The 25504-nt window shown below is 66.9% G+C and carries 21 protein-coding genes and 1 pseudogene; 6 read left to right on the top strand and 16 right to left on the bottom strand.

From position 1 onward, the window contains the following. Positions 1-53 precede the first annotated feature (53 nt). The 4 genes from ACQCSY_RS01010 to dut all read right to left on the bottom strand — a co-directional run bounded on the left by ACQCSY_RS01010 (position 54) and on the right by dut (position 2650). Entirely contained in the window at positions 54-860 is an 807-nt protein-coding gene (locus ACQCSY_RS01010; RefSeq protein WP_427132431.1) for a DUF3159 domain-containing protein, read from the bottom strand. Then, positions 857-1264: a hypothetical protein gene (locus ACQCSY_RS01015; protein WP_427132433.1), complete on the bottom strand. Its 408-nt coding sequence runs from the start codon at positions 1262-1264 to the stop codon at positions 857-859. The genes ACQCSY_RS01010 and ACQCSY_RS01015 overlap by 4 nt, the downstream gene beginning before the upstream one ends. Next, entirely contained in the window at positions 1257-2000 is a 744-nt protein-coding gene (locus tag ACQCSY_RS01020) for a DUF3710 domain-containing protein (protein ID WP_427132434.1), read from the bottom strand. The genes ACQCSY_RS01015 and ACQCSY_RS01020 overlap by 8 nt, the downstream gene beginning before the upstream one ends. A gap of 152 nt (positions 2001-2152) precedes the next feature. After that, positions 2153-2650 (bottom strand): dUTP diphosphatase, encoded by a 498-nt coding sequence (gene dut / locus ACQCSY_RS01025; protein ID WP_427135582.1) that lies wholly within the window; start codon positions 2648-2650, stop codon positions 2153-2155. 191 nt (positions 2651-2841) lie between these two features. Between dut and ACQCSY_RS01030 the strand changes: the two genes are divergently transcribed. Then, entirely contained in the window at positions 2842-3327 is a 486-nt protein-coding gene (locus tag ACQCSY_RS01030; RefSeq protein ID WP_427132436.1) for a DUF3093 domain-containing protein, read from the top strand. Here ACQCSY_RS01030 and ACQCSY_RS01035 read toward each other — a convergent pair. From ACQCSY_RS01035 to ACQCSY_RS01045, 3 genes are all read right to left on the bottom strand, one after another. Continuing rightward, a protein-coding gene (locus tag ACQCSY_RS01035) for an IS5 family transposase (protein WP_427135584.1) occupies positions 3324-4167 on the bottom strand; the annotation gives its coding sequence in 2 pieces (ribosomal slippage) (positions 3324-3860 and positions 3862-4167; 843 coding nt in all). The two genes, ACQCSY_RS01030 and ACQCSY_RS01035, sit on opposite strands and share 4 nt — an antisense overlap. 257 nt (positions 4168-4424) lie before the next feature. Continuing rightward, positions 4425-5822: an IS1380 family transposase gene (locus tag ACQCSY_RS01040; protein WP_427130625.1), complete on the bottom strand. Its 1398-nt coding sequence runs from the start codon at positions 5820-5822 to the stop codon at positions 4425-4427. A gap of 150 nt (positions 5823-5972) precedes the next feature. Further along, on the bottom strand, positions 5973-6272 hold the full coding sequence (locus ACQCSY_RS01045; RefSeq protein WP_427132438.1) for a DUF4193 domain-containing protein: 300 nt from the start codon (positions 6270-6272) through the stop codon (positions 5973-5975). Positions 6273-6600: 328 nt separating this feature from the next. On the opposite strand from ACQCSY_RS01045, the gene sepH reads away from it, so the two are divergent. Continuing rightward, complete coding sequence (gene sepH / locus ACQCSY_RS01050; protein WP_427132439.1) at positions 6601-7980, top strand: septation protein SepH; 1380 nt, start codon at positions 6601-6603, stop codon at positions 7978-7980. 552 nt (positions 7981-8532) lie between these two features. Here sepH and ACQCSY_RS01055 read toward each other — a convergent pair. After that, positions 8533-10467: a primary-amine oxidase gene (locus ACQCSY_RS01055; protein WP_427132441.1), complete on the bottom strand. Its 1935-nt coding sequence runs from the start codon at positions 10465-10467 to the stop codon at positions 8533-8535. A gap of 373 nt (positions 10468-10840) precedes the next feature. On the opposite strand from ACQCSY_RS01055, the gene ACQCSY_RS01060 reads away from it, so the two are divergent. The 3 genes from ACQCSY_RS01060 (at position 10841) to ACQCSY_RS01070 (ending at position 13266) form a co-directional block, all read left to right on the top strand. Next, positions 10841-12250, top strand: a complete 1410-nt coding sequence (locus ACQCSY_RS01060) for an aldehyde dehydrogenase family protein (RefSeq protein WP_427132443.1) — start codon at positions 10841-10843, stop codon at positions 12248-12250. A gap of 100 nt (positions 12251-12350) precedes the next feature. After that, on the top strand, positions 12351-12515 hold the full coding sequence (locus ACQCSY_RS01065) for a hypothetical protein (RefSeq protein ID WP_427132445.1): 165 nt from the start codon (positions 12351-12353) through the stop codon (positions 12513-12515). A gap of 130 nt (positions 12516-12645) precedes the next feature. Further along, positions 12646-13266 carry a TetR/AcrR family transcriptional regulator gene (locus ACQCSY_RS01070; protein ID WP_427132446.1) on the top strand — a complete coding sequence of 207 codons (621 nt, stop codon included), beginning with the start codon at positions 12646-12648 and terminating at the stop codon, positions 13264-13266. Between the two features lie 386 nt (positions 13267-13652). Here the strand turns inward: ACQCSY_RS01070 and ACQCSY_RS01075 are convergent, their stop codons facing one another. From ACQCSY_RS01075 to ACQCSY_RS01100, 6 genes and pseudogenes are all read right to left on the bottom strand, one after another. Further along, on the bottom strand, positions 13653-14501 hold the full coding sequence (locus tag ACQCSY_RS01075; protein WP_427135586.1) for a carboxyl transferase domain-containing protein: 849 nt from the start codon (positions 14499-14501) through the stop codon (positions 13653-13655). Then, positions 14468-15007, bottom strand: a pseudogene (locus tag ACQCSY_RS01080) (carboxyl transferase domain-containing protein); the annotation flags it as partial. The pseudogene ACQCSY_RS01080 and the gene ACQCSY_RS01075, both read right to left, overlap by 34 nt. Then, complete coding sequence (locus ACQCSY_RS01085) at positions 14977-15756, bottom strand: CoA transferase (RefSeq protein WP_427132448.1); 780 nt, start codon at positions 15754-15756, stop codon at positions 14977-14979. The gene ACQCSY_RS01085 and the pseudogene ACQCSY_RS01080, both read right to left, overlap by 31 nt. 2 nt (positions 15757-15758) lie before the next feature. Next, entirely contained in the window at positions 15759-16988 is a 1230-nt protein-coding gene (locus ACQCSY_RS01090) for an alkaline phosphatase family protein (protein ID WP_427132450.1), read from the bottom strand. A 1-nt stretch (position 16989) separates the two neighbouring features. Continuing rightward, positions 16990-17733: a DUF5998 family protein gene (locus tag ACQCSY_RS01095; RefSeq protein ID WP_427132452.1), complete on the bottom strand. Its 744-nt coding sequence runs from the start codon at positions 17731-17733 to the stop codon at positions 16990-16992. A gap of 52 nt (positions 17734-17785) precedes the next feature. After that, entirely contained in the window at positions 17786-20500 is a 2715-nt protein-coding gene (locus ACQCSY_RS01100; RefSeq protein ID WP_427132454.1) for a GNAT family N-acetyltransferase, read from the bottom strand. 67 nt (positions 20501-20567) lie between these two features. Between ACQCSY_RS01100 and ACQCSY_RS01105 the strand changes: the two genes are divergently transcribed. Further along, complete coding sequence (locus tag ACQCSY_RS01105; RefSeq protein WP_427132456.1) at positions 20568-23102, top strand: DNA gyrase/topoisomerase IV subunit A; 2535 nt, start codon at positions 20568-20570, stop codon at positions 23100-23102. Between the two features lie 83 nt (positions 23103-23185). Here the strand turns inward: ACQCSY_RS01105 and ACQCSY_RS01110 are convergent, their stop codons facing one another. Next, the gene (locus ACQCSY_RS01110) at positions 23186-23569 is read right to left on the bottom strand and encodes a VOC family protein (protein WP_427135588.1); all 384 of its coding nucleotides are present in this window, start codon (positions 23567-23569) and stop codon (positions 23186-23188) included. 174 nt (positions 23570-23743) lie between these two features. Next, positions 23744-25399 (bottom strand): DUF222 domain-containing protein, encoded by a 1656-nt coding sequence (locus ACQCSY_RS01115; RefSeq protein ID WP_427132458.1) that lies wholly within the window; start codon positions 25397-25399, stop codon positions 23744-23746. Between the last annotated feature and the right edge of the window lie 105 nt (positions 25400-25504).

A 25504-nucleotide genomic window follows, 5' to 3' on the forward strand; every position in this document is an offset into this window, starting at 1 on the left:
AGCGTCGTTTTGAAGGCTGGGAACGACGTTTGCTGATAGCTCATTGGGGCTAACTAGTTGCGATCGGTTCCCTCGTCGGCCGGAGCCGGGGCGGGCCGGGTCAGCAGCCAGGCCACCCACACGCCGAGAATGTACAGCGGCGCACCCATGAGGAGCCGGGTCGTGGCCAGGGCGCCCAGTCCGGACTCGCCCATCAGGTACAGCGGGACCTGGACCACCAGGCGCAGGGCCATCACCGAGACGATCACCCAGGTGCCGATCCGGTACGCCTTCATCCTGGCCGGGTGCTTGCGCCACTCGAGGCCTTCGTTCCGGATGAAGCCGAAGAGTAGCCCGGCCACGGGCCAGCGCACGGCAATCGAGACGGACATCGCCAGGATGTACCCGACGTTGGTGAGGAACCCGAGGACGTAAAAGTCCTCGGCCTTTCCTGTGGAGCTGGCGAGCCAGGCGGACAGGCCGACGCCGATAATCCCCGCCAGCGCCTGCGTCAGCGGCCTGCGCTGGATCAGCCGGCCGATAGTGAAGGCCGCGGCCGTCACGAGTGCGGAGATCAATGCCAGGGGCAGCTTGTGATCGTTAATCGTGAAGGCGACGAGGAAGACGAGTCCCGGCAGGATGCTCTCGGCGATGCCCTGGATGCCTCCGGCGCTCTTGAGCACGTCGATGTTGCCGTTGCTGGACCTGTGAAGTCCGGCCTTCGCCGCATAGTCCTCGGCGAGCTGGGCCACCGTAGGCTGGCCTGCACCGGACTGCGACGGCTCTTGCGTTCCCGGCTCTTGCGTTCCCGGCTCTTGCGTTCCCGGCTCTTGCGTTCCCGGCTCTTGACGTCCGCGCGCGGGGTGTTCGGGCAAGGTCATTGCTCCTCCTGGCGGGAGAGTATTTCGTAGCGGGGATTGAAGATCGTGGGCAGCCCGTCACGCATGGTGACCATGCCCTCCAGCCGGAGCTCCGTGCCGGCGTCGACTCCGGGGATGCGGCGCCGTCCCAGCCACACCACCCGCAGCCGGTCCTTGGGACCGGAGGTTCGCTGGCGCTGCGCGCCGGCCGGCACCCGGTTGGCAGGCGCGGCGTTGATCGCCACCGTGCGGGGCTTGGGCGCCGGCGCGTCGTGGTCGATCACGATGGCGATGAATGACGCCACCTGGTTGGCCGGCACGAAGGTGACGGACTCGATGAATCCGTGGCAGAGCACCCGCCCGCGGTCCGGCAGTGCCCTGACGGAGACCGAGGCAACAGGTTTCCTGCTGGCGGCATCAGCCAATCTGGGTAATCTCCGGTCCGCGTTCGGGTTGTTCGAACTCGGGAGACGTCTTAGGGGACGGCGCGGCGGTGTCCTTGGGGAGGCGCAGCTGCAGCAGATCGCGCGGCGGCATGGGATTCTCGCCTCGGACCACCACGATCTGACGGAAGAGCCCTTCGAGCCCGGCCGCGGCGTCGCGGTCCAGGGCGGCCTCGCCGCCCAGGACGCCACGGAGGAACCAGCGCGGGCCGTCGACGCCGATGAAGCGCGCCACACGGTATCCCTGGCTTCCGTCGGTGCCGCCGGCGGGGAGCTTGGCGACAAGCTCCGTGCCGAAGGTGCCCTGGATCTCCTCGACCTGGCCGCCCTGGCTGCCGACGGACTGGCCGATCTGCTCGCGGATTTCGTCCCAGAGCCCTTCGGAACGGGGAGCGGCGAAAGCCTGCAGCTGGAGGCTGGAGCCTTCCAGGTCCATCGTGACAGCCACGACGCGCTGGGTGGCTTCCTCGACTTCCAGGCGCAGCTGCAGGCCCTCGCGGGGCGCGATCAGGAGCGCACCGAGATCCACATAGCCGTCCTGGCTCTCGATTTCCGAGACGTCGAAGGGGCCGGTGGCACCGCGGACGGCTCCGCCGGCGGCGTCGCCGCTGTAATCACCTGCGGAAGTTCCGGCGGAGCCGTCAGCAACAGCGTCCTGGGTTTCACCCGGTTCTGTCAGCTGTTCCTGTTTGGCTTTCCTGCCACGCCCAAAAACCATGGGGTTGTCTCCTTAGTTGTGATCCTGTGGCGCCGCGGCGCCTGCGCGGCGCCTGTCCGCGTGGCGCCTGCCTCATTCCCTGGGCCGCGCCTGCTCAAATATCCCTGCACTTGAATTTCCTGCATAACTCCTGGCCAGACGGGAACCTGGGGTCAGGCCGGTGCGCGGAAGCCGCCGGTGGAGCCGAAGCCACCGTGGCCGCGGACCGAGCCCCCAAGTTCCTCGACGCGAAGGAACCTGGCGTACTCCACGCGCTGGATGACCATTTGTGCAATTCTATCGCCGCGCCGCAGTTCGATCGCCTGATGGCGGTCGGTATTCAGCAATGTCACGGCAATTTCGCCGCGGTAGCCGGCATCAACGGTGCCGGGGGCGTTCACGACGGTCAGCCCGTGCTTGGTGGCGAGGCCGGAGCGCGGGTGGATCAGGGCGACGAAGCCGTCCGGGAGGGCAATGGACACCCCCGTCGGCACGAGGCGGCGCTCCCCCGGCTCCAGCACGACGTCCTCGCGGGTGCGCAGGTCCGCTCCGGCGTCGCCCGGGTGCGCGTACGACGGCGGTTCCAGCCCGTCGTCGAGCATCTTCAGCTGCACGGTCAGGGTGGGGGCCCCGTACTCCCCGGCGCCGGTTGCCGCGGGCTCTGCAGGCAAGGTGGTCCCGGCAGCGATCACGGCGGCGTCTACTACGGCGGTGTTTTCTTCAGTCACAGTCCCTCACTCTAACGCCAGCAACGAAGATAGGCCTAGCCACGGCCGGCCCGGTCCATGCGCCCTGTAGCCGGGGCGGGGCCCCGAGATGAACCCGAGATGAAATAGGGCGCGAAAGATGAAAAGCTGGGCTCATGCCGGAATCCAGTGCAGCTGCGCCTGCCCCCCAAAGCGCACCCAGTGACGCCACCGTTCTTTACACCGAGAAGCTGTGGCCGAACTTCTGGATCTGGCTGGTGTCGGCGGGACTGTCCAGCGCCGGGATCCTCATGCTGGCGCCCATCAGCATCGCAGCCGGCATCACCGCCGCGATAGTGCTCTTCGCCATCATCACTGTGCTGCTGATCCTGTCCACGCCGTCCATCACAGTGACCAAGGCGACGCTCCGGGTTGGCAGGGCCACGATTGAACGCCGCTTCCTCGGCAGCGCGGCGGCATTCCGCGGCAAGGAAGCTACGGCGGAGCGCGGCACGCGGCTCAACGGACTGGCGTTCCTCTGCATCCGCGGCTGGGTGGATCCGGTGGTCCGCATCGAGATCACCGATCCCTCCGACCGCACGCCCTACTGGCTCACGTCCACCCGGCGCCCCGAGCAGCTGATTTCCGCGCTTCAGTCCTAGGGCGTGTCTCCTAATCGTGTGCTCCAGATGACGACGGCGTGCAGAACGGCCGCTGAGCGGTAGGTGAGGGCCAATTTGTCGTAGCGAGTGGCCAGGGAGCGCCATTGCTTGAGGGTGTTGAAACTGCGTTCGACGACATTGCGCCGCTTGTACGCGTCCTTGTCGTAGGTGACGGGCCGTCCTCCGGAGGAGCCCCTGCGTTTCCGGTTGGCTTTCTGGTCGTCCTTTTCGGGGATGACGCATTCAATGCCACGCCCGCGCAGGTAGCTCCTGATCGCTTTGGATGAGTAGGCTTTGTCAGCCATGGCCCGGTCCGGGCGGCTGCGGGGCCGGCCGGGACCTTCCCGTTCGACCTTCAGGGCATCCATGAGGTTTTCAAACATGGGCGAGTCCCCGCCCTGCCCGGGCCCCAGGAGCAGGACCAAGGGGCGCATGTTGCCGTCAACCAGGGCATGGATCTTCGTGGTCAGGCCGCCGCGGGAGCGTCCGACGGCATGATCATCCGGCTCATCAAGCAGATTCCTGTAATTCGAGAGGTCCCCCTGTGTGGCGGGGAAGGTTCGTGCCGTGCTGGTGGGCACGGTTGACCGTGGAGTCCACCGACACCTCCCAGTTGATCAGCCCTTGTGCGTCGGCACGGGTCAACAGCGCAGCCAGCACCCTGTCCCAGGTCCCGCTGGCGCTGTTGCGGCGGTGGTGCTTCCACACGGTCTTCCACGACCCGAAATGGGAAGGGAGATCCCGCCACGGGATACCTGCCCGGTAGCGGTAGATGATGCCCTCTGTCATCAACCGGTGGTCATTGAACGGCCGCCCCGGTTTCCCCGACGAATCAGGCATCAACGGGGCAATGAACTCCCACTGGGCATCGGACAACAAGGCATAACGCGAACTCACCACTCAATTTTGCCAAAAAGCCACCCCCAGCATTAGGAGACACGCCCTAAGCCTGAATCCACCGGTCGGCTGTCGCTGATGGCCGGATTCTGATTCAGTCTTGTTTTCGGGCCGGGGGCAGGGTGGATGGCAGGACCTCGCTGTCCGGTGGTGTTCCACTGTTTCTTTCGGTTGCGTCGTATCGGCTGGATTGACAGGGTTCAGGCCGGTTTGGGCGGCGGGAAGATCGTGTCGAAGAGCTTTTCCCAACCGTCCTGCCACGGCCAGTTTTCGGGCAGATGCAGTCTGATACGCCGGGCCGAAGATGCGGTCCGGGCGGCGACGTTGATGATTTTGGTCCGGATCGTCACGGTGGTGGCTTTGGCGAAATGCCCTCCGGCGAGGGTGCCCGCGGCGCGGGTGAGGTTGAACGCCATGGCCGCGGCGGCGAGCCAGGCGGCGTTGGCGTTGAACTTTCCTGAGGGTAGGTGGGCCAGCGGACCGGCGCGCAGATCGGAATGGACCTGCTCGATCACCGCGTGGGCGCGGTGGGTCTTATCCGCCTTGACGGTGTCCAGGACGTCTGCGGCGACGGTGGTGAAGAACGCGTGAAACCGGTGGGTGTCGAACAGGGTTTCCTGACCCGTGACGGCCTTGGGGTTCAGTTCCGGAACCCTGCGGACCACCAGCCTGCCGGTAACGCGGTCTTCCTTTTTCTTGGAAATGAACGCGGTGAACCCGATTTCGGCGACCTCGGCATCGGAGATCCAGGTGTTGGATTCCTCGTCGAAGATCGCATTGGTGTATTTGATCTTCTCCCACGCGGAGTCCGGGATCTTCGCGATGGCTTTCTTCACGTGCGGGTCCATCCGGGCCGTGATCGAGACTTTCGCGCCGGCCCGTGCCGCGGCGGTGACGACCGCGTGGTTGTAGAACGCGCTGTCCGCGCGCAGCAGCACCATGCCGTCCGCGTCCGACGGGCGCAGCCGATTCACGTTGGCGAGGGTGTCGGCCACGAATTTGCCGGCCCCGCGCGCCGAACTGGTGGCGCCTTTGCGCAGCCGCGCCCCGGTGATGACCGGTGCGGCCTCGTTGGTGGTGACGGTCCCGATCAGCGCGTTCAGGCCCTTGACGCCGTTGTACCCGTAACCGGTGCCCTGTTTCTGATAGCCGTAGGTCGCCTTGACCGTGTCGTCGATATCGACCAGTGCCAGAGCGTCGATCCCGGCCGTGACCGGGGCGGCCCTGGCCAATGCGGGCAGCCAGCGGGAGGCGACCGCGTCGAGCTGGCGGACATGGCCGAAAGTGAACGTCCGCAGAAACGATCCCAGCGTCGAAGGCGCGTAGGTGCCCTTGAACAGTTTCCCCATCCCACCGTGGCGCAGCAGTCCCATGTCATCGATGGAATCGGCGCCGGCAACCATCCCGGCGACCAGGGCCGTGATCTTCAACCCCGCGTTGGCACCGAAATAGTCCGGCAGTTTCAGATGCTCATCGACCAGTTCCCCGAGCCCGGTTTTCCCGGCCAGACCCATGACCGGGACCAGCCCCGCGGCCGACACGAGATTCGGATCATCAAAAGCGCTGGAAATAGCCGACTGGGTATGGAAAAGTTGCATCTACGGAATGCTCCTCTGCAAGGCGAAAACGGAACTCTAGACAAGTCCTATTTTCCCTGATCAGAAGGGCATTTCCGGTTTAAAACGCCGGACCGGCCCAAACCCAACCGGTGGATTCAGGCTAAGACCCGCCGCCCAGGCAGGACGGCCCTAGGCCTCGCACTCCTTGCAGTACTTCAGGCCGTCCTTTTCGCGGGCGATCTGCGAACGGTGGCGGACTAGGAAGCAGGAGGCACAGGTGAATTCGTCTGCCTGGGCGGGCAGCACCCGGACCAGCAGTTCCTCCCCGGACAGGTCCGCGCCGGGGAGTTCGTAGCCCTCGGCAAGATCGGATTCATCTTCATCCACCACAGCCGTCGGCTTCTCCGTACGCCGCGCTTTCAATGCCTCAATGGAATCCTCGCTGAGGTCCTCTTCGGTCTTGCGTGGCGCATCGTAATCTGTCGCCATTATTTGTTGCTCACACTCCGCATTTGTTCGGTTGGTTCGCCGTTCCGGGACGGTCCGGCCGGGCTTGTAGCCCCGGGCCCCTCCCTGGAGCGGTTCACCGATGTCAACGCCGGACGCGCGGTTTTTGTGCCCGGTGTCGGTCATTCTTGCTTAAGCACCTTTGGATTGCCAGAGCCCAGTGGTCCCTTCCACCGGCCGCCGCCCGCCAACGGCCCGAAAACGGGCGGAAGGTCGCGGAAAATCACGGCGCGCCTGCTTTCCTAACCGGAATTATGCCCCGCGAGTGGCAGAGTTTCGATTGTTAGTAATGCCAGGGTGGAGGATTTGTATGCGGGATCTACGGCTTGTAGGCGTCCACGACGACGGGGAGCATCTCCTGTTGAGCGGCACCGGCGGCGAGATGTTCCGGCTGCCGATCGATGAGGCACTTCGGGTGGCAGCCAGCCGGACGTCGGCCAAGGCCGGTTCCGGCGCAGGCACACCGCCCATTGCCATGTCTCCACGCGATATCCAGGCGCGGATCCGCAGCGGCGGAACGGCCGCCGAAGTGGCGGAACTTTCCGGCATTCCGCTGGCGAAAGTCCAGCGCTATGAAGGACCGGTCCTCGCCGAGCGCGAGTACATCGCCCAGCAGGCCCGCAAAGTGGAAGTCGCATCCCCCGCCCCCGGCCACGATGTCTACCGTTCTGTTTTCGGCGACAACCCGGCGTCCCTCAGCGATATGGTCGAGCACCGCCTGACGGCGCACGGCATCGAAGCATCGAGCCTGGAATGGGACTCCTGGCGTCGCCCTGACGGCAGCTGGAACGTGGTGGCCCGCTTCGAACCGAAGCCGGGCGGCCCCTCCGGCATCGGCGAAGAACCGCCGGCCATGTGGACTTTCAATCCCGCCAGGAAGTCCCTTCAGAATGCCAACCGCTGGGCGCAGCAGCTCAGCGAACTCGAGCCCCTGGGCGGCCCTGTGCCGACGCGCCGGCTCTCGGCTGTCTCCGACCGGCCTTTCGACTTTGAAACCGACGCCGATGCCGCGGCCCGTACAGCGACCGCCCAGCATAACGTCATCCAACAGATGCTGCTCGAGCAGGACAGGATCCATCAGGAACAGGACGCCGACGGCCTTCTCGACATGCTGCGCTCCCGCCGGGGACAGCGCCTCGGCGTGGACGAAGACGCCGACGACGCCCTCGCGATGCTCCTGACCAACGGCGTTCCGGCCGCCCACCCGCGGCCCTCCGAAGTAGTCCCGGATAAGGAACCGGAGTCCGATCCCGGGCCCGCTCCTGCGAACGACCACTCCGCGACGCCGGAACCGGAAAATACTCCGTCGCCGGACGCGGCACCCCAGCCGGATCCGGACGCCTTCGCCCGCCGGCGCGACGGCCGGCCGTCCATGCTGTCCCGGCTCACCCTGGCCCCCCGCCTCCCGGACGGGGACGACGCCCTGAAACTGCACGACGGCGTCAGCACCGAGACCCGGGAGATCACCCTCGCGGCCTCTCAGCTGCGGCCAGCGGACCAGGGACCCACCTCAAGCCCTGGACTGGACGAGCTCCTCGGCGGGGGGACTTCCCGCCGTCAGCACCGCGAGTCCCAGGCGGGTGCCCGAACCGATGCCGCGGCCGAGCAGCCGGAGCGGCAACCAGCCAAACCGAAGCGCTCCAGCGTTCCCAGCTGGGATGAGATAGTCTTCGGAACCCGCGGCGACTGAACCACCGGCGTGTCCCTCAAGGGCAGCGGCTGGGCCGGCTACTAGTAGAGTCGACTGTGCTCACCCGTGCCCACCCGGTACGTCCAGGAGCCTGCAGATCCCCAGCCACTCTGGCTTCTTTTCTGGCTTCTTGCCCTCGAAGCCGCGCCACAAGCGTGGCCGCGACCAACGCCGTAACGATTTCCAGGGCGATGATTCCCAGCATCAGGGCGGATTCCGCTCCTTGTCCGGATGGACTATTTCCTCCGCCCGCTGCGTGAACGTGTGCCTGCGGCCGGCCCTTGTCCAGTAGCAGGACAGTGTGGACTGCCACCATTATGAAAGCCGAGGTGATGACAGTGCGCAGGGCACGGACACTTCCATTCCTCCAAACGTGCACGGAGCAGGGAGCACACAGAGCAATCATTACGGCTGCCAGAGCCTGAAACTGCAGCGAATGTTCATGCCCGAGGATGAACCAAAGATGAACCAGACAAGAGAGCGCGATCAAGGCGGAACACGCTTTTCCCTGCACCGCCCGGGCTCTCCCATCCGATTCCTTCAATGGAGACTTCACGTATTCGGACTAACTGTGGTGTGGCAGTGTCCGCCGGACGGCTGCGCCGAGGCGGGCACGTCCAGCACGGGGCTGCGGTCAAAGAACCCTTCCGGGCGGAGTTTGAATCCGACCGTGTCCACGGGCATGATGGGCCAGTCCTCAACCCGTGGGAAGTGCGTCAGCCCGAACGTGTGCCAGAGCACGATGTCCTGTCCGTCAAGGTCCCGGTCCTGGGCGATGTACTCGGGCAGGCCCGCTCCGCCTGCGTGCTGGTTCACGAAGTCACCGGTGGGGTACCGCTCCTCTTCCGCGAAACGGGTCACCCACAGGTCCTTCGTGGCAAACGCCGCCCGCCGCGCAATGGAGGAATCCGGATCCGACAGCAAGGTCGGCTGACCCTGTGAATGGAGCTTGTAGCCCACCGGTTCACCCAGGCGGTTCCTGGACCCGGGGTTGGAAATGACCCACGTCCGCCCGCTGCGGGCATCGGCCTCGCGCGCCCCTTCAGACTCACGCGCGATAAGCGTGCGTTTCCGGGAGAAGGCGTTGCCGCGCTCGTTCCCTTCGCCCATCGGCTGCCGGACAATGTCCTCTTCTTCGACCCGGTTGGTGAAGCCGTCGATGGCCATGTCCAGGCGGGCGCTGAAGAGGTGCTGGTGGAACGGGGCGCCCAGGCCCGGTGCCAGCTGCGAGATGTTCGCCGATCCGCCCTCCGGGAAGGCGGAGGTGAACACGACGCCGGTGGCTTTCGCCTCGAACTCGATGGTGCCGTCGAGGTAGAGGTACCAGTAGAAGCCGTAGTCGTAGTTGCCGACGGTGGTGAAGAACGAGATCACCAGGCGGCGGTTCCTGCGCGTGTAGTTTATGCCGGACCAGAGGTCACTGTGCTTCGCGAGGATCCCCCAGTCCTCCTCGTGCATGCAGATGCCTTTCCGGATTTCGCGGGGGTTGCCGAACGCGTCGCTGATGACCGGGCTGAGGTAGGTGATTTCGCCAAGGCAGTCGCATCCCAGTTCCAGGGAGTTGGCGTACTGGCCGACGAGGTATTCGCCGGTGTCGAAGTAGTTCTGCCAGGACCTGACCGGGGAGGGGTCGCCATAGGGAACCACCATCTCGGCGATGGAGGCCCTGTTGATGATGGGCCGTTTCCGGCCGCCGTCCTGGAAGGCGATATTGTGCAGCACCACCCCCTCGCGGGCATCGAAGCCGACGTCGACACTCCACTTTTCCCACTCGACATGGTTTCCGCCGGTGACCGTGAAGCTGGGCCCGTCCGGCTGGGTGATGCTGATGGGCTTCTGGGTGGTGCGCAATGGCCCCGTGAGCTCCGGATCGGTGTAATTCCCGTGCTCCGCTGGCAGGGGGAACACACCAAAGTCCAGAACCTGATCCACAGACTTGTTCATGACATCGACGTATGCGACAAGTCCGTCTACGGGGTGCGCCCAGGCACTGTCCTCCGGGAAGTTCTGAACGAACGCCAGGCCCCGGAGAATCCTGCGCCCCTTCTCCTCCGGATATTCAAAGACGCCTGCAGAAAGCGGAGCCACACGCACGTTGGCGACATCGAGGTTCCTCTCAGCGAGTGCCTTTAGCCAGCGCGCGTCCGTGGCCAGCAGCTTCTCCACGACCTCGAACTCTTCCTCAAGGACGGGCAGTTCCCCGACCACAGAGGTATCGAGGTCGACGGAGGAAATTACCAGCCCACGTGTGGCAGACACAGTAACGTCCTTGGGTGCGCCACCGGAGGTATCGAGGATGAATGCGCGGAAGCGGCGGTCCTCAGAGTCCGCTGCGGTGCCCCTCGTGGGCTCCAGAAGGCCCATGTAGGCGATCCGGTTATCCGCGTTTAGCAGGCCGTCGGCTTTCAGAACGGCTTGCACTTCGCGAATTTCCTCGGCGGAGGCCAGTTGGTAGGAGGCTGACGATACTTCGGTCGGTGTGCTCATGGAACCTCGGTTCTGACGGACCCGGCGGGGTCAGAAATGTTAATTCTATGAGTGTAGAGAATACGCAAGTGTGAGCTCGGTCGCAAGAGTGACCCCCTGCCTGCCGCCAACTTTCTTCACTCCGGGGCCCTCACCCTGTCGTATTCATATTTTTTTCGACAGTTGTGGAAAAAAGATGGACAGCACGCCCGGCGGCATCTAGTCTTTTGCTTTGTGTCGCACCACACCACGTCGCACACCACACCACCCGGAGTGACGCGCCGCACGCAGCCCCTTCAGGTCAGGGCCCTCCGGCTAGCAAGACGCATACCCGATGCACACCGTTCCGGGGCGAAAACCCAGAGCCCCGATACATCTCAACGTGAGGAATACCATGGATACCAGCAACACAGTTCTCGCCCCGAGTGCGCCGGCATCTGTCCCGACTCGGACCATTTACGACCCCGCTACCGGTCAGCCGGTCGGTGAGGCACCGGTCCACACCGTCGAGGACCTCGAGAACGCCATCGAAGCCGCGACCGCCGCGCAGCCGGCCTGGGCGGCCCTGGGTCACGAGGCCCGCAGCGCCGCTCTCCTCCGCGCCGCGGATGCGGTCGAACGCTCCGCCGAAGAACTCGCCCGCCTGCTCTCCCGCGAACAGGGCAAGCCCCTCAACGGTCCCAACGCCCGCTTCGAAGTCGGGGCCTGCTCCGCCTGGCTCCGAGCCACCGCCGCCACCCCGCTGGACCCCGAAACCGTCGTCGACGACGGCGAGACGCGCGCCGAACTGCACTACCGGCCCATCGGCGTCGTCGGCGCCATCGGCCCCTGGAACTGGCCCATGATGATCACCGTGTGGCAGATCGCCCCCGCCCTGCGGATGGGCAACGCCGTCGTCGTCAAACCCTCCGAATACACTCCGCTCAGCGTCCTGGCCCTCGTCGAAATCCTGAACCAGGAACTCCCCGACGGCCTACTCACCGTGGTCTCCGGCGGCCGCGACGTCGGCGCCCGCCTGGCCGAGCACCCCGGAATCGGCAAGATCATGTTCACCGGCTCCACCGCCACCGGCAAGGCGATCATCAGGTCTTCAGCTGACACCGTCAAACGCCTCACCCTGGAACTCGGCGGCAACGACGCCGGCATCGTCCTGCCCGACGCCGACCCCAAGGCCATCGCCGAAGGCCTCTTCTGGGGCGCGTTCATCAACACCGGCCAGACCTGCGCAGCCCTCAAACGCCTCTACGTCCATGACGACATCTACGACGCCGTCTGCGAAGAACTCACCAGCGTCGCCAAGGCCATGCCCATGGGCGTGGGCCTGGATGAGGCGAATGTGCTCGGACCGCTGCAGAACAAACAGCAATATGACATCGTCGCGAAGTTGGTGGATGCCGCCAAAGACTCCGGCGCCACCGTCCTGCTCGGCGGCAACCCCGACCCGGACCAGCCCGGCTACTTCTACCCCACCACGCTCATCGCCGACATCGACAACAACAACCCCCTTGTCACCGAGGAACAGTTCGGCCCCGCCCTGCCGATCATCCGCTACACCACCGTCGACGAGGCCGTGGCCCTGGCCAACGGACTCGACGTCGGACTCGGCGCCTCCGTCTGGTCAGCGGACCCGGCTGAGGCCCGCAAGGTCGCCGCCCGCATCCAGGCCGGCACCGTCTGGATCAATAAGCACGGCGCCGTGGACCCCCGCATCCCCTTCGGCGGCTCCAAGCAATCCGGTTACGGCCTCGAATTCGGCGCCGAAGGCCTCAAAGCCCTCGGCGTACCACAGGTCATCAACTGCTAAGGCTGCCCCGTCTGGCGGCCCGGCCTCCGGCGTCCGGCAACAGTTTGACGTACTCATCGGCTCCGAAGGCCCCTCGCCGCTGTCCTGGCTGCTTCCGGTCGTGGCGCTGCTGCCAGGACTCCTGGGAGTCTGGTGGGGACGCTACCTGAAGGCCGCCCGCCCCCTGGTTTACAACGGAATCGACCACGGTGGCAGCGAGGAGACCCGGGAGGAGGAAAAGACCCGGAACGCCCACGAAGCGATCCCGGAAAGTACGGGAGTGTAACCGCCGTAACTGCGTGCGACCGACCGGTTCAGGAACTGCCGCGGGCCTCCAACGGCCCGCGGCAGTTCCTTCTACAGCCGTAGAGAACCATGCCGTAGCATCAACACAGGATCAATTTCAGGGAGCGTACTTGCCAAAAATTGTCGACCACGATCAGCGACGCGTGGAGCTCGTGAGCGCGACGTGGAGAATCATCGCGAGGGACGGCATCGAAGGAGCAACGATGCGCGAAATCGCCGCGGAAGCAGGTTTTTCTAACGGCGCGCTTAAGCCCTACTTTTCCAGCAAGGAAGACCTGCTCACCTTCGCGTTCGCACACGTCTTTCGTGAAACCAACCAGCGAATAGCAATAGCCACCGAAGGCAAGAGCGGTCTGGCAGCCCTGCGGGTGTTCTGCCACGAAGTGCTCCCGCTGGATGACGAGAAGGTCAGCGAAGCCAGGATCGTGATCTCGTTCTGGCAGCGCGCGCTTAACCATCCGGACAAAGCCGCACTTCATGGACAATCCATGGCGCAATGGAGCCGTAGCATCCTGGAATACCTGACGATTGCCCGGACGCGCGGCGAGGCCGGAACCTCAATTGCCGACGAAGATTTCGTCGGCCTCTTGATGAACATGCTTCTGGGCGCCCAAATAAGCGCCGCACTGTCCCCTGCAGGATGCTCTCCTCCTCAGCTCATTTCGCAGCTTGACGGACTGCTGGGGCTCATACGCGAGCCTACGAGCGACATCACGCTGGTGTCACCCTGATCCACCCCGGTATGAAGCCGAATGACTCATTCACGATAACGGCAGCTCGAAGGAGAAAGTCGAGCCTCTTGATCGGTTCTCCTCCGCATAAATGCGGGTGATGATGCGGTGACTTAAAGCGAGGCCGATGCCGCTGCCGGTTGCTCTTGACGTGAAGGCTCCACACCGGATCCAGATGGGTTCCTGGCTAAGAACCAGTTGGACGGGAAATTTCGAGTCGTAAGTTGGTGGACGCGCCTTCCGGGGGCTGTCCGGCTACCGCAGCCTCAAGGACCTGGCCAGACCCCGGGGCGCAAAGGTCGGTCATTTTCATGCCAATCAATTCTTCCACCGGGCGACCGAGCTAAAGGGTGGGACGGGCCCCGCCCCACCCTGCAGCGGTGCCCTCAGCCGATCAGTGCCCGGTATCTGGGGCGGCGCTCACTGAGATCCTTCGGGCCATCTTTTGCCCGTCCGGCCAAGGCCTCCAGCTGATTCGCTATCGCGTCTCCCATGCGGCGGCAGAACTCCTGCGGCTCCGCGGGAAGCACGGAGACTGTCGGAATATCGAGCCCCAGGAGGTCGTAGAGCGACCGGGCGATTTCGGCGGCCAGCCCGCCTTCCTCGGCCTCCCGGGAGAGGGGGGCCCCGGCGGTGTCGATCACCGTCACGAGCGGAAGCCGCAGCTCCTTGGCCAGCCGCATGCCGCGCCTGGCGTCCCGCAGCGACGCGGGGCCGAAGGCTGCGGGCAACGGGTCTGCGGCACCGGCGTCGGCCCCTTCCGCTCTCCCGGGCCGGTCCCGTTGGTGCCCTACAACAACGCACGTGGTCCTGCCAAAGCGGGCCAGCGCCAGGAGAATGCCGTGGTCCCTCGCTCCGTCGCCGGCTCCGCGCAGCAGCACCACGCTGCCGGCGCCGTGCTGTAGAAGCTGCACTGTGGAGGGGCGCCGCGGGTCCCTCGAGCGCACCACCGCGTCCCAGGCATCGCCCGCGTCCCGGGCAACACGAGGCGGAAGCTGCGGCGCGCGTGCGGCTTCCGTCGCGGCAGGGTCCAGGAGGTCCAGCACCCGGCCGAAGTATTCGGCCAGGCCCTCCGACGGCACCAGGCATCCACCAGGCCGCGGTTGAAGAGGTTTTCCGCTGTCTGCACGCCGGCCGGAAAGGCCTCGCCGTGCAGGGCCTCGTAGACGCGCGGGCCGAGGAATCCTAGGAGCGCCCCCGGTTCGGCGGCGGTCACGTGGCCCAGGGATCCCCACGAAGCCATGACTCCGCCGGTGGTGGGGTGGCGCAGGTAGACCAAATACGGCAGGCCGGCAGCCCGGTGTGCCTGCACGGCGGCGACGATCTCCACCATGGCCAGGAACGCGCTGGTGCCCTCCTGCATGCGGGTGCCGCCCGAGGCGGGCAGCGCGACCAGCGGCAGGCCGAGCCAGGTGGCGCGTTCGATGGCGCTCACCAGGCGCTGTGCCGCGTCGCGACCGATCGATCCGGCAAGGAAAGCGAAGTCGGAGACGACGGCGACGCGGTGTCCGCGGATCAGGCCCTCCCCTGTCAGGACCGATTCATCGCTGCCGGATTTCGCTTCGGCTGCGGCCAGTTCGCCGGGGTAACGGGTTCCGGCGGAGCCCGGTCCCCGCGGGACCGGCCGGTCCCACGAATCGAGTCTCCCGGCGTCGAGCATGGCCGCGAGCAGGTCCCGTGCGCCGAGGCGCCGGCCGGTGGCTGTGGCAGTCATTCGGCGGCCTCGTCGGCGGCGAGCCATGCGCGGATGCCGGCACCATGCTGGTCCAGCAGCGGCGGTGCGGTGTGCGTGCGGCGGGTGGCTTCGGCGCCGCCGTGGTTGTCGAAGAAGCGCAGCGGCGGCCCCGGCAGGGTCACCGTCCCCAGGAGCGGGTGGTCGACGTCCACCAGCAGACCCTGCGAGGCGAGCTGCGGCCATGCGTACACCTCTTTCAGCGTCCGGACCCTGCCGGCGGGGATGCCCGCCTGGTCCAGCTTATTCAGCAGCGGCTCGGCGTCGTAGTCCGCGAAGGCCGCTTCCACGAGGCCGATCACCCGGGCCCGGTCGGCGCCTAACACTTCGGGCCGCCAGCCCCTGATGGTCCGGAAATACCGGAGCACGGGGTAGCTCGTGGAGTGTTTGAGACCAATGGTGGATGGCAGCTCCTCGGACAGTACGTCGCCCATCCGGCCGTGTTCCGTGAGGATTTCCGCCACACAGTCGCCGGTTCCGGTGGTGGTGTACACAAAGGTAGTGTCGTTGCGCTGGGCCAGGGACTGGGCCGCTGCGCGCACCACTCCGGGCGTGCACCGCATGTCCACCAGCATGGCCGCGGACCGGGGCCGCACACCCACCACCGCCACGGCACCCGATTCCAGCAGCTGGGTTGCCCGCCGCCCAACGATACGCTCGGCTTCGCCCAGCACTGCCGCGATCTTGCGCCAGGGGCACCGCGGGTCAAGCTGCAGGGCAGCGACAATCTGCCGCTCCAGGGCGTCCAGAACCATCAAGTTCAGCCCCGGGGCGCCTTTCCGCCATCGGCCTGGAAGTACAGCAGCGGAACTTCGCGCTCCGCCTTCGTCAGGGAACCGTGCTGGCCCACCACCTCCAGGGCCGTGGGACGGACCCGCCGCGTGTCATAGAGCGCCAGGGCGTCCCTGGCCGCGATCATGATGTCGCCGATCCGCGGGGCGGCCTCGGGACGGACCTCACCGAACAGCCCGCCCGCGATCGCCTCTTCACGGGTGAAGGCCCAGATCCGGTCTCCGAAGCGGGAACGCCAGGCGTCCAGCAGCCGCGCGCGTCCGGCGTCGCCCTGCCCGTCTTCCAGGTAGAGGTGGACCATCCGCGGCTCACCGGCTGTATGCCGCACGCCTGCGACGAGCGCCGGCTCGGCCGAGTAGTCGATCCGCTGCGACTCCGGCACGTCGACCATGCCGTGGTCCGCCGTGAGCAGCACCGTGGTGCCGGGCGGCAGCGTGGCGTGGAGGCGCCGGACGGTGGCATCGAGTTCTTCGAGCTGGTGCTCCCACTGGGGCGACTGGCAGCCATAACGGTGCCCGGCCTTGTCCAGCTCATTGACGTAGAAGTACATCAGCGAAGGTCCGGCACCTACCATGGCCTCCGCGGCGGCGCCGGTCCTGGCATGCGAGGTGGTTCCGGTGACGAAGCGTCCGCCCCTGAGCGCGGCCTGGGTCATGGCCGAGTCGCTGAACTGGGGCAGGCTGACCGTGGTGACGTCCACGTGCTCGGCGGCCCGCTCGAACACCGTGGGGAACGGCTGCCACTGCTGCGGGTCCACGCCGGCGTCCCAGTTGCCGAGCATGTTCACCACCCGGTCCTGGTCCGGATCCAGCACGTCGTAGCCCACCATGCCGTGCTGGCCAGCAGGGAGTCCCGTGCCGAAGCTGGCCAGCGAAGCAGCGGTGGTGGAGGGGAAGGCGGAGTCCAGTGACACCGGCACCTTTCCCTGGCCGGCCTGCATCACCGAGCGCAGGAACGGTGTGTGCGCCGATTTCTGCTTCAGCAGGTTGCGGCCCAGTCCGTCTGCAAGCACGACGCATACCCGCTTGGCGGCGGGCAGGTGCAGGCGGTTTTCGAAGCCGGGGATGCCCAGGCTTGCCGCGGCGCTGGTGAGGACCTCGGCGATGGAGCGGTGGCCGAACGCCGGGGCCAGGGGCAGCGGCGAAGCACCGGCTGGTGCCGCGACGGAGAGCGGCTCGGGCACGCGGACCGGCGCCATCTCAGCGCTGATGGCCGCGGCTGAGGCGGTTTCCGAACACGCCCATCCGCGGGCGCGGCGGCAGGCCGGGGCCGGTATGCGGGGCTGGAGCGGCGGAACCGGTGTTCACCGCCCGGAGGGCGCGGGCGAAGAGCTTGGCGTCCTGGACGGCCTGCAGACCGTCCGCCTCGGCGCTGATCCGCAGCACGATGTCTTCCTGGGCGATGGTGCCGCTGTAGCCATGATCGGCCTCGCACTGCGGGTCGCCGCAGCTGGCCGGACCCATGTCGAGCCGCTGCCCCCCGGACCAGGCGATGGACAGGGTCACCTCGCGGACCGGGTCCGAGGGCTTGTAATCCTGGGGCTGGGCGTAAATGTAGCTGAGCACCACCGAGCGGATCTGCGTTACGGGGACGGACTCCGTGGAGACCTGTGCGACGGTCTGCTCTCCGGCCTCATCGAGCTGCTGGTCATCGACGTGGGTGATCACCAGCATGTCCTCTGTCAGGACCAAAACCGTAATGTGGCGGCGGACCTCGGCCCGGTCGAAGTGCGTCTCAAGATGAACCAGGTGCGCCACGCAGTCGCGGCCGTCCAGCGCGTCGGCGACGACGTCGGCCACGAGCCGGGGGTAGAAACCGGCTTGCTCGAGGGCTCCTTCCAGGCTCTGGCCCTGCGCACTGTGGTCATGGAGGCCGTGGTGGTGCGCGATCTGGCGTTCGGGGGCGGACGCCTCGGGCTTGGATGTCGGAGACTGAAAGCTCATGGTCTCCATTTTCACAGATCGGGTGGGGACTTGCTAACCGCAGGCGGGACAGCTAGCTGCGCATCGCGCGGCGGGCGCTGTCGGTGCGCTGGGCGGCGTTGGCAATCCGGACGTCGGCCGCCAGGATCGAGGCGCCGTCGGGCCCGGCAAGGACGGGATTGAACTCCACCAAGGCGATCTCCGGATGGTTGTCCTTGAGCCGGGTCAGCCTGGCAGCAAGGTCCTCCAGGGCTGCGACATCCACGGCCGGCAGACCCTGGTAGCCGAAAAGTTTCCTGGACGCCCGCGGGCCCCGGATGAAGTCGTGGACGTCGGAGCCGGACAGCGGCGGCACCCGGTGGGCCCAGTCGTCGAGCAGGTTGACGGCATCTCCGGCCAGGCCGAACGAGATCACGGGGCCCAGCAGCGGGTCCTCGATGGCACGGAAGGTGCAGGCCTGCCCCACCGGCACCATGGACTGCACTTCGAGGGCCGGTGAACCGTACCGTTCCAGCGACTTGCGCATCTGGAGCACATTGCCGCGCAGCGACTCGGCGTCCTGGATGTCCAGCCGCACACCGCCGAGGTCCAGCCTGTGCCGCAACGCGGGGTCCGTGGTCTTCAGCGCCACCGGCCAGCCGAGCCTGTTCGCCGCGGCCACGGCCTGATCGGCGGTCTCGAACCCTTCGGAAGGGACGACGCGGATGCCGTAGTGCGCCAGCAGCCCGGCTGCCGGCGCGGGGTCCAGCCGGACCAGCTGCTCGCCGCCCACGTTGTGGAGCAGCTGGTCGAGGTCCGCGCGGGCCCCGTCCGGATGGCAGCCCTCGGGCTCCACGAACAGGCCCTGGTCCCGGTCCCGCCACAGGGCATAACGCACGACGGCGGCCAGGGCCGCCACAGCCGCGCCCGGGTTCGAGTAGCAGGGAACGGAGGCCGCATCGGAGGACTTCCCACCCGGCGCCGACGTTTCCGCACCGACCATGCCTTCGACATAGATGGAGGCGTCCAAGATGCCGCTGAACGCCGCGACCACGGGCTTACCGGCCGCCGCGGAGCATTCGGCCAGCACCCCGGCGATCTTCTCCACGGTCAGTCCGTGCGCGGGGAGCAAAGCCACCACCGCCGCGTGGACGGTGTCGACGGTCAGGGTCTCCTGGAGGCTCCGGCGCAGGGCCGGGAGCGCCAGCGACATACCGGCGTCAAGGTCGACGTCGGTGACGATGCGTTCCACGCCGAGCCCCTGGGCGGCCGCGCTGTCCGCGACCACCTTGCCGAGGGCCCGGGAGTTGCTGAAAACGGCCAGACCGGGGCCCTTGGGCAGGGGCTGGCTCGAGACGATCTGGGCGACGTCCATGAGCTGCTCGATAGTCTCGACCCGGATCACGCCGGCCTGGCGCATCATGGCGTCGAGGGCCTCCGGCGGCGCCTGCGTGGTGCGGACGGCGTGGCCGGGCGGCAGGTTCAGGCCCATGGCGTCGGATTTGGCGACGATCACGGGCTTGGTCCGGGCCAGCCGCCGGGCCAGCCGGGAAAACTTGCGCGGATTACCGATCGACTCGAGGTACAGGCCGACCGCGGTGGTATCGGCGTCGTCCTCCCAGAACTGCATCATGTCGTTGCCGGACACATCGGCGCGGTTGCCGGCCGAAAGGAAGGTGGAAACGCCGATCCGGCGGCGGCTCGAGGCGGCGTAGAGGGACACCCCGATCGCCGCCGACTGGCTGAACAGCCCGAGTCCCCCGCGGCGGGCGAGCGAGGGCGCCATCGAGGCGTTGAGGGACACGGCCGGGTGGGTGTTCACGATCCCCAGCGACGCCGGGCCGATCACCCGCATGCCGTTGGCGCGGGCCTCCCGCACCAGTTCGCGCTGCCTCGCCAGTCCGCGTTCGCCGTCGTCCGCGTACCCGGCCGTGGCCACCACGATCCCCTTGACCCCGGCGGTGCCGCAGTCCTCGACAACCTTGGGCACCTCGTCGTAGGGGACGGCGATGATGGCGAGTTTGACGGGGCCGGGAACCTCGGAGAGCCGGCCGAAGGAGAGCATTCCGGCGAGCTCCAGGGCTTCCGGGTTGATCGCGTAGACGGGGCCGGTGAAGCCGGCTTCGATGACGTGTTCGAGCAGCTGGTAGCCCACGGAGCCCCATTTGCGGCTGGCCCCGACAACCGCCACGGAGGACGGGGCGAGCAGTTCCTGGATGCTGCGTGCCTCGGCGCGGTGTTCCCGGGACTCCATGACGGCGCGGGACCGGTCGGTGGGGTCGATATTGAACTCAAGGCTGACCACGCCGTCGTCGAAGTGGCGTTTGACGTCGTAGCCGGCGTCGGAGAAGACCATGAGCATCTTCCGGTTCTCCGGGAGGACCTCGGCGCTGAATTTGCGGATCCCGTTCTCGCGGGCGGCGGCGGCGAGGTGTTCGAGCAGGATGGAGCCGATGCCGCGGCCCTGGTGGGCGTCGGCGATGTTGAAGGCAACTTCCGCCTCTTCCGGATCCTCGAGCCTGTCGTAGCGGCCGATCCCCATGATCTCCCCGCCGATCGTGATCACCAGGGCCACCCGGTCCTTGTAGTCCACCTCCGTGAAGCGCTTGAGTTCCTTGCTGGAGAGCTTGGACTTGAAGGCGAAGAACCGCATATATATGGACTTCTGCGACTGCCCTGTGTGGAAGGCCTGGACGGCCTCGGAATCGGAGGGGTGGATCGGGCGCAGATGCGCTGTCCCGCCATCGCGCAGGACAACATCGGCTTCCCAATATTCCGGATATACACCGTCCGCGGGCTGATCCACCATAGGCTTAGCCTAGTCATAATCGTTTGCAGTACCCGTTCAGCACCCCTCCGAAGGACCCAGCAGACCCATGGCCCGCCGCCAAACCACACCCCCCGCAGGGGAAGCCAGCCAGGATTTCACCGAGAACATCGTCGATATCGATGTCACTTCCGAAATGGAAGGCTCGTTTCTGGAGTACGCCTATTCAGTGATCTACTCGCGGGCCCTCCCGGACGCCCGCGACGGCCTGAAGCCGGTGCAGCGGCGCATCCTGTACATGATGAGTGAGATGGGCCTGCGCCCGGACCGCGGCCACGTCAAGAGCGCCCGTGTGGTGGGCGAGGTCATGGGCAAGCTGCATCCGCACGGCGACACCGCGATCTATGACGCCATGGTGCGCATGGCCCAGGACTTTTCGCTGCGGCTGCCGCTGATCGACGGGCACGGCAACTTCGGCTCGCTCGACGACGGCCCTGCGGCCCCGCGGTACACCGAAGCCCGCCTCGCGGCCGCGGCGCTGACCCTGACGGACCACCTCGACGAGGACGTCGTGGACTTCGTCCCCAACTACGACAACCAGCTGACCCAGCCCGATGTGCTGCCGGCCGCGTTCCCGAACCTGCTGGTCAACGGCGCCACGGGGATCGCCGTCGGCATGGCCACGAACATGGCCCCGCACAACCTGGTGGAAGTGATCGCCGCCGCCCGGCACCTGATCGAGAACCCTGACGCCACGCTCGAGGACATCATGAAGTTCGTCCCCGGCCCCGACCTGCCCACCGGCGGCCGGATCGTCGGCCTGGACGGCATTCGCGACGCCTACGCCACCGGACGTGGCTCCTTCAAGACCCGGGCGAAGGTGGAGATCGAGCAGCTTTCGGCCCGCCGCACCGGCCTGGTGGTCACGGAGCTGCCGTATATGGTGGGCCCGGAGAAGGTGATCGAGAAGATCAAGGATGCCGTCAACGGCAAGAAGCTCACCGGCATCAGCGACATCGTGGACCTCACGGACCGCAAGCACGGCCTGCGCCTCGTCATCGAGCTCAAGAACGGCTTCAACCCCAACGCCGTGCTCCAGCAGCTGTACCGCTACTCCCCGATGGAGGATTCCTTCGGCATCAACAACGTCACGCTGGTGGACGGGCAGCCGCAGACCCTCGGGCTGCTGCAGCTGCTCTCCGTCTACGTGGACCACCGCATCAACGTGGTGCGCCGCCGCACGGCCTTCCGGCTAAGCAAGAAGAAGGACCGCCTGCACCTCGTGGAGGGCCTCCTCATCGCGATCGTGGACATCGACGAGGTCATCCAGATCATCAGGTCATCCGACGAGGTCGCCGCCGCCCGTGACCGCCTCATGTCCATCTATGACCTTTCCGAAATCCAGGCCAACTACATCCTGGAACTCCGGCTCCGCCAGCTGACCAAGTACTCCCGGATCGAACTCGAGAAGGAGCAGGACGAGCTGCGTCGCGAGATCGCTGAGCTCGAAGCCATCCTCGGCTCGGACGAGCGACTCCGCGGTTTGGTCTCCGCTGAACTGGCCGAGATCGCCGAGAGGTACGGCACCCCGCGCCGCACTGTGCTACTGGAGTCCGAGGCGGTCTCCCCCACCGTCGCGGCCACCCTGGCCGCCGTTCCCGGGGCCAAGGGCAAGGCCAACGGCAAGGCAGGGACGCTGGCGCTGGAGATCGCGGACGATCCCTGCTGGGCCATCCTCACCGCGTCCGGCCAGATCGCCCGCACCGCCACCGAGGACAGCCTCGCGGAGTCCGGACCGCGGACCCGGCACGACGTCTTCCAGTCCGTTGTCAAGAGCTCCGCGCGCGGCGAGATTGCCGCCGTAACCTCCCAGGGCCGCATGCTGCGCCTCCAGATGATGGACATGCCGGTGCTGCCGCCGACGTCGGGAACCCCAAACATGGCCGGGGGCGTTCCGGCCAGGGATTTCATCACGCTGCTGAAGGGCGAATCGCTCGTGGCGTTCGCACCGCTGGATCAGGTCCTCGCGGTCGGTACGGCGCAGGGCGTGATCAAGCGCGTCCAGCCGGACTATCCGCTGAACCGCGAGGACTGGGAAGTCATCGCCCTCAAGGACAAGGACACCGTGGTGGGTATCGCGCCCGCCGGGTCTGACGACGACGACCTCGTCTTCGTGACGCGCCAGGCGCAGCTGCTGCGCTTCAATGCCGCCGCCGTCCGGCCGCAGGGCCGGACCGCCGGCGGCATGGCGGGCATCAAGCTGGCCGCCGGGGACCAGGTCCTGTTCTTCGGCACCGCGGTCCCGGACGACAGCGCCGCCGTCGTCGTGACCATCGCGGGGACCGAGGGTGCCCTGCCGGGCACCGCTCCCGGGGCCGCCAAAGTCACGGCGCTCGCCGAGTACCCGGCCAAGGGCCGTGCCACGGCCGGGGTCCGGGCGCACCGCTTCCTCAAGGGCGAGGACACACTCCTGCTCGCCTGGGCCGGGCACGGTCCGGCGAAGGCGTCCTCCCTGGCCGGGGTGGCACGGTCCCTGCCCGGCGAGCACGGCCGGCGCGACGGGTCCGGGATCCCGCTCTCCCAGGCCATCGACACGATCGGTCCGAGCATGGCGTGGGTGCAGGCACCCGAGACGGAAGCCTAGAGCCGGAAGCAGACAGAGCCCGGGCGGACGGCGCTTCCGCGGCCGGCCCGGGCTCCCGCCAGGGCATTGTTTCGGTTAGGAATCTAGCGGGTTAGATTCAGGCTCAGAATGTTGCCCTCAGAGTCCAGGAACCATGCGGCCGCGTTTCCGTCCGGAAAGGTTGCTATGCCGTCTTCGGTTTTCAGGCCCGGGAAATCGTAGTCCTCGAAGACGACTCCGCTGGCCCGCAGCTCCGCGACGGCAGCCGCGAGGTCGCTGACCATCCAACCGATCTGCGTATTCTTGGCTGTCCCGGCGTTGGCCGTCTGGTACAGGAAGAATCCGGTTCCGTCGCCGCACCTGTACTGCAGGTTGTCGTCGGCATCCGGGTTCTCAGGTTCGAGCCCGAGCTTGTCACGGTAGAAATCACGCGCACGGGCGATGTCCAAGGCCGGCAACACAGCGCCGACCTGCTGATCCTTAAGCATTGCTACTCCCTTTCCGGGCCCGCCCCCCGGAATGAAGATTACTCCTATTCGAACCGCAAGTATCCGGGAAACTGCAGCAGGCTTTCCGGCGGCTGCCGGCAGGATCTTCTTTGCCAAACGAGATGTGGAACAGACCCGCGTGATGACTCGAACGGGCGCCGTTCATGACGCCGTTCATGACCGGAAGTAGTGGTTTCTTCGGGGTTCCTGGTTCGGGTCCAGGTGCGGCGGCGGCATGAACCACGGGACCCCGGTCCGGACCTGGATGCTCCATTGTTCTTTGTGGATCAGATGGTGGTGGTGGCTGCATAGGAGGGTGCCGTTATCCGTGCTGGTGGTCCCGCCGCGGGACCAGTAGCTGATGTGGTGGGCTTCGCACCACGGTGCGGGGAGCGTGCAGCCGGGGAAGGCGCAGCCCTGGTCCCGTGCCGTGATGGCCTTGCGGATGTGCGGCGGGAAGATCCGGGAGGTCCGGCCGATGTCCAGGATCTGGCGTTCGCCGCCGAGGAGGACCGGGATGATGTCCGCGTCGCAGGCGATCTTCCGGACCGTGGAGGCTGTGACGGGCCCGGTGAACAGCAGCGTGCCGGTGTGCTCCGGTGTCCGGCCCGCGGCGGCAGTGCCGCCTGCCGCCGTTCCGTCTGTGTGTCCCAGCCGGGCGAGCAGGTCCCGGTAGTCGATGGTGACCATGACCTGCGGGCGCAGTCCGCCGGCGGCGGGCAGCGAGCCGGCGGCGAGGGCGGCCTTGCAGGCCCCGACGAGGCCGTCGAGGAGTTTCTGCGGCCGGGAACGGAGGTCCAATCCCGCGGAGCCGGGCCCGCTTTCGGCCCCGCCGCTCACCCCAGCGATCCCACCTGACGTATCGCCGGACGTGACGGCTGACGTGCAAGCTGACGTGCAAGCGGCCCGGTCCTGCCCGTCGGCGGGCACATCCGGCGCCGCCGTGCCGGTGCGGGGGTTGGTGGCGGTGTTCATGACGGTGAGGAGGTGTTCGAACTGGTCCGTGGTCGCGAAGATCTCCAGATGATGGAGGCCGTGGCGGGTCCGGCGGACGAAGGCGCCCTGCAGCTGGCGCAGCAGCTCTTCGGAGGGTTCGGCGCCGTCCTGGTCCAAGGCGTCGGTCCACCGCCGGGCGACTCGCACGAGGAAGTCGGGATCGTTCTCCGCGGCGGTGCGCGTCAGGGCGTGTTCCATCCGGGCCGCGGCGTCGGCGTCGCACGTGTGCCGGACGCGGTCCAGCGCCAGGGCGATGATGGTCGCGGCCCGGGACGCCACCGTGCCGGAGCTGACGGCGGCGCCGAGTTCCGCGCGCGCGGCCGGCAGCAGCTTCCCGGCGATGCCGTGGCGCGGCAGGAGGCTTTCGGCCAGGGACAGCCGGCGCCGGGCCTCCGTGGCGCTGATCCGCAGCCGCGCCCGCAGGAACTCCGTGGAGTTCCTGTAGCCGTCGTCCACAGCGCTGGCGGCGTCCATGCCACTTGGGCTGTCTGAAAGCCCGTCGGTGATGGAAGCTCCCTCGGGGCCGGCCGTTCCGTTGGTCGAGGTGTCGCGCCAGCCGGTGGTCCAACCCTTGCTGCCCGACGCAACCGAAGCCGGGGCCTGATTCCTGGTCCGGTCCACGGCGCCGGCCGCCACGATTTGAAGATGTTCCACGGTCCGGGAGAGTTCCTCGACCTGGCTGGCAAAGTCAGAGGCTGCGAGGAATCCCAAGGTCTCCGCGTCCTCCACCGCTGTCGAACCCACCGTTTGGAGCAAGGCCAGGGCGCCGTCCACGCCAGACTGTGTGTCCTGACCCGTGTCAGGGAAGGATGCGAATTCCCTCATGGCTTCCATAACTAAACTCTGCCAGAGGGGTCCGACAAAATTAGGCTGCCCTCCCGCACCAATGGTGGGGAAGAGAGGCCGCCTGGTAAGCCGTGTGAAAAGCCGCCCAAAGAT

Origin of the sequence: Pseudarthrobacter sp. S9, assembly GCF_050156545.1 — a bacterium.
Lineage (GTDB): Bacteria > Actinomycetota > Actinomycetes > Actinomycetales > Micrococcaceae > Arthrobacter.

Bases quoted from the DNA above. Each gene is read 5' to 3' on its own strand.
- ACQCSY_RS01030 (WP_427132436.1), top strand. From the start codon at position 2,842: ATGCCGGAATCCAGTGCAGCTGCGCCTGCCCCCCAAAGCGCACCCAGT.
- ACQCSY_RS01060 (WP_427132443.1), top strand. From the start codon at position 10,841: ATGGATACCAGCAACACAGTTCTCGCCCCGAGTGCGCCGGCATCTGTC.
- ACQCSY_RS01010 (WP_427132431.1), bottom strand. From the start codon at position 860: ATGACCTTGCCCGAACACCCCGCGCGCGGACGTCAAGAGCCGGGAACG.
- ACQCSY_RS01040 (WP_427130625.1), bottom strand. From the start codon at position 5,822: ATGCAACTTTTCCATACCCAGTCGGCTATTTCCAGCGCTTTTGATGAT.
- ACQCSY_RS01095 (WP_427132452.1), bottom strand. From the start codon at position 17,733: ATGAGCTTTCAGTCTCCGACATCCAAGCCCGAGGCGTCCGCCCCCGAA.
- ACQCSY_RS01115 (WP_427132458.1), bottom strand. From the start codon at position 25,399: ATGGAAGCCATGAGGGAATTCGCATCCTTCCCTGACACGGGTCAGGAC.
- sepH (WP_427132439.1), top strand. From the start codon at position 6,601: ATGCGGGATCTACGGCTTGTAGGCGTCCACGACGACGGGGAGCATCTC.
- ACQCSY_RS01090 (WP_427132450.1), bottom strand. From the start codon at position 16,988: ATGGCGCCGGTCCGCGTGCCCGAGCCGCTCTCCGTCGCGGCACCAGCC.
- ACQCSY_RS01055 (WP_427132441.1), bottom strand. From the start codon at position 10,467: ATGAGCACACCGACCGAAGTATCGTCAGCCTCCTACCAACTGGCCTCC.
- ACQCSY_RS01045 (WP_427132438.1), bottom strand. From the start codon at position 6,272: ATGGCGACAGATTACGATGCGCCACGCAAGACCGAAGAGGACCTCAGC.
- ACQCSY_RS01100 (WP_427132454.1), bottom strand. From the start codon at position 20,500: ATGGTGGATCAGCCCGCGGACGGTGTATATCCGGAATATTGGGAAGCC.
- ACQCSY_RS01020 (WP_427132434.1), bottom strand. From the start codon at position 2,000: ATGGTTTTTGGGCGTGGCAGGAAAGCCAAACAGGAACAGCTGACAGAA.
- ACQCSY_RS01105 (WP_427132456.1), top strand. From the start codon at position 20,568: ATGGCCCGCCGCCAAACCACACCCCCCGCAGGGGAAGCCAGCCAGGAT.
- ACQCSY_RS01110 (WP_427135588.1), bottom strand. From the start codon at position 23,569: ATGCTTAAGGATCAGCAGGTCGGCGCTGTGTTGCCGGCCTTGGACATC.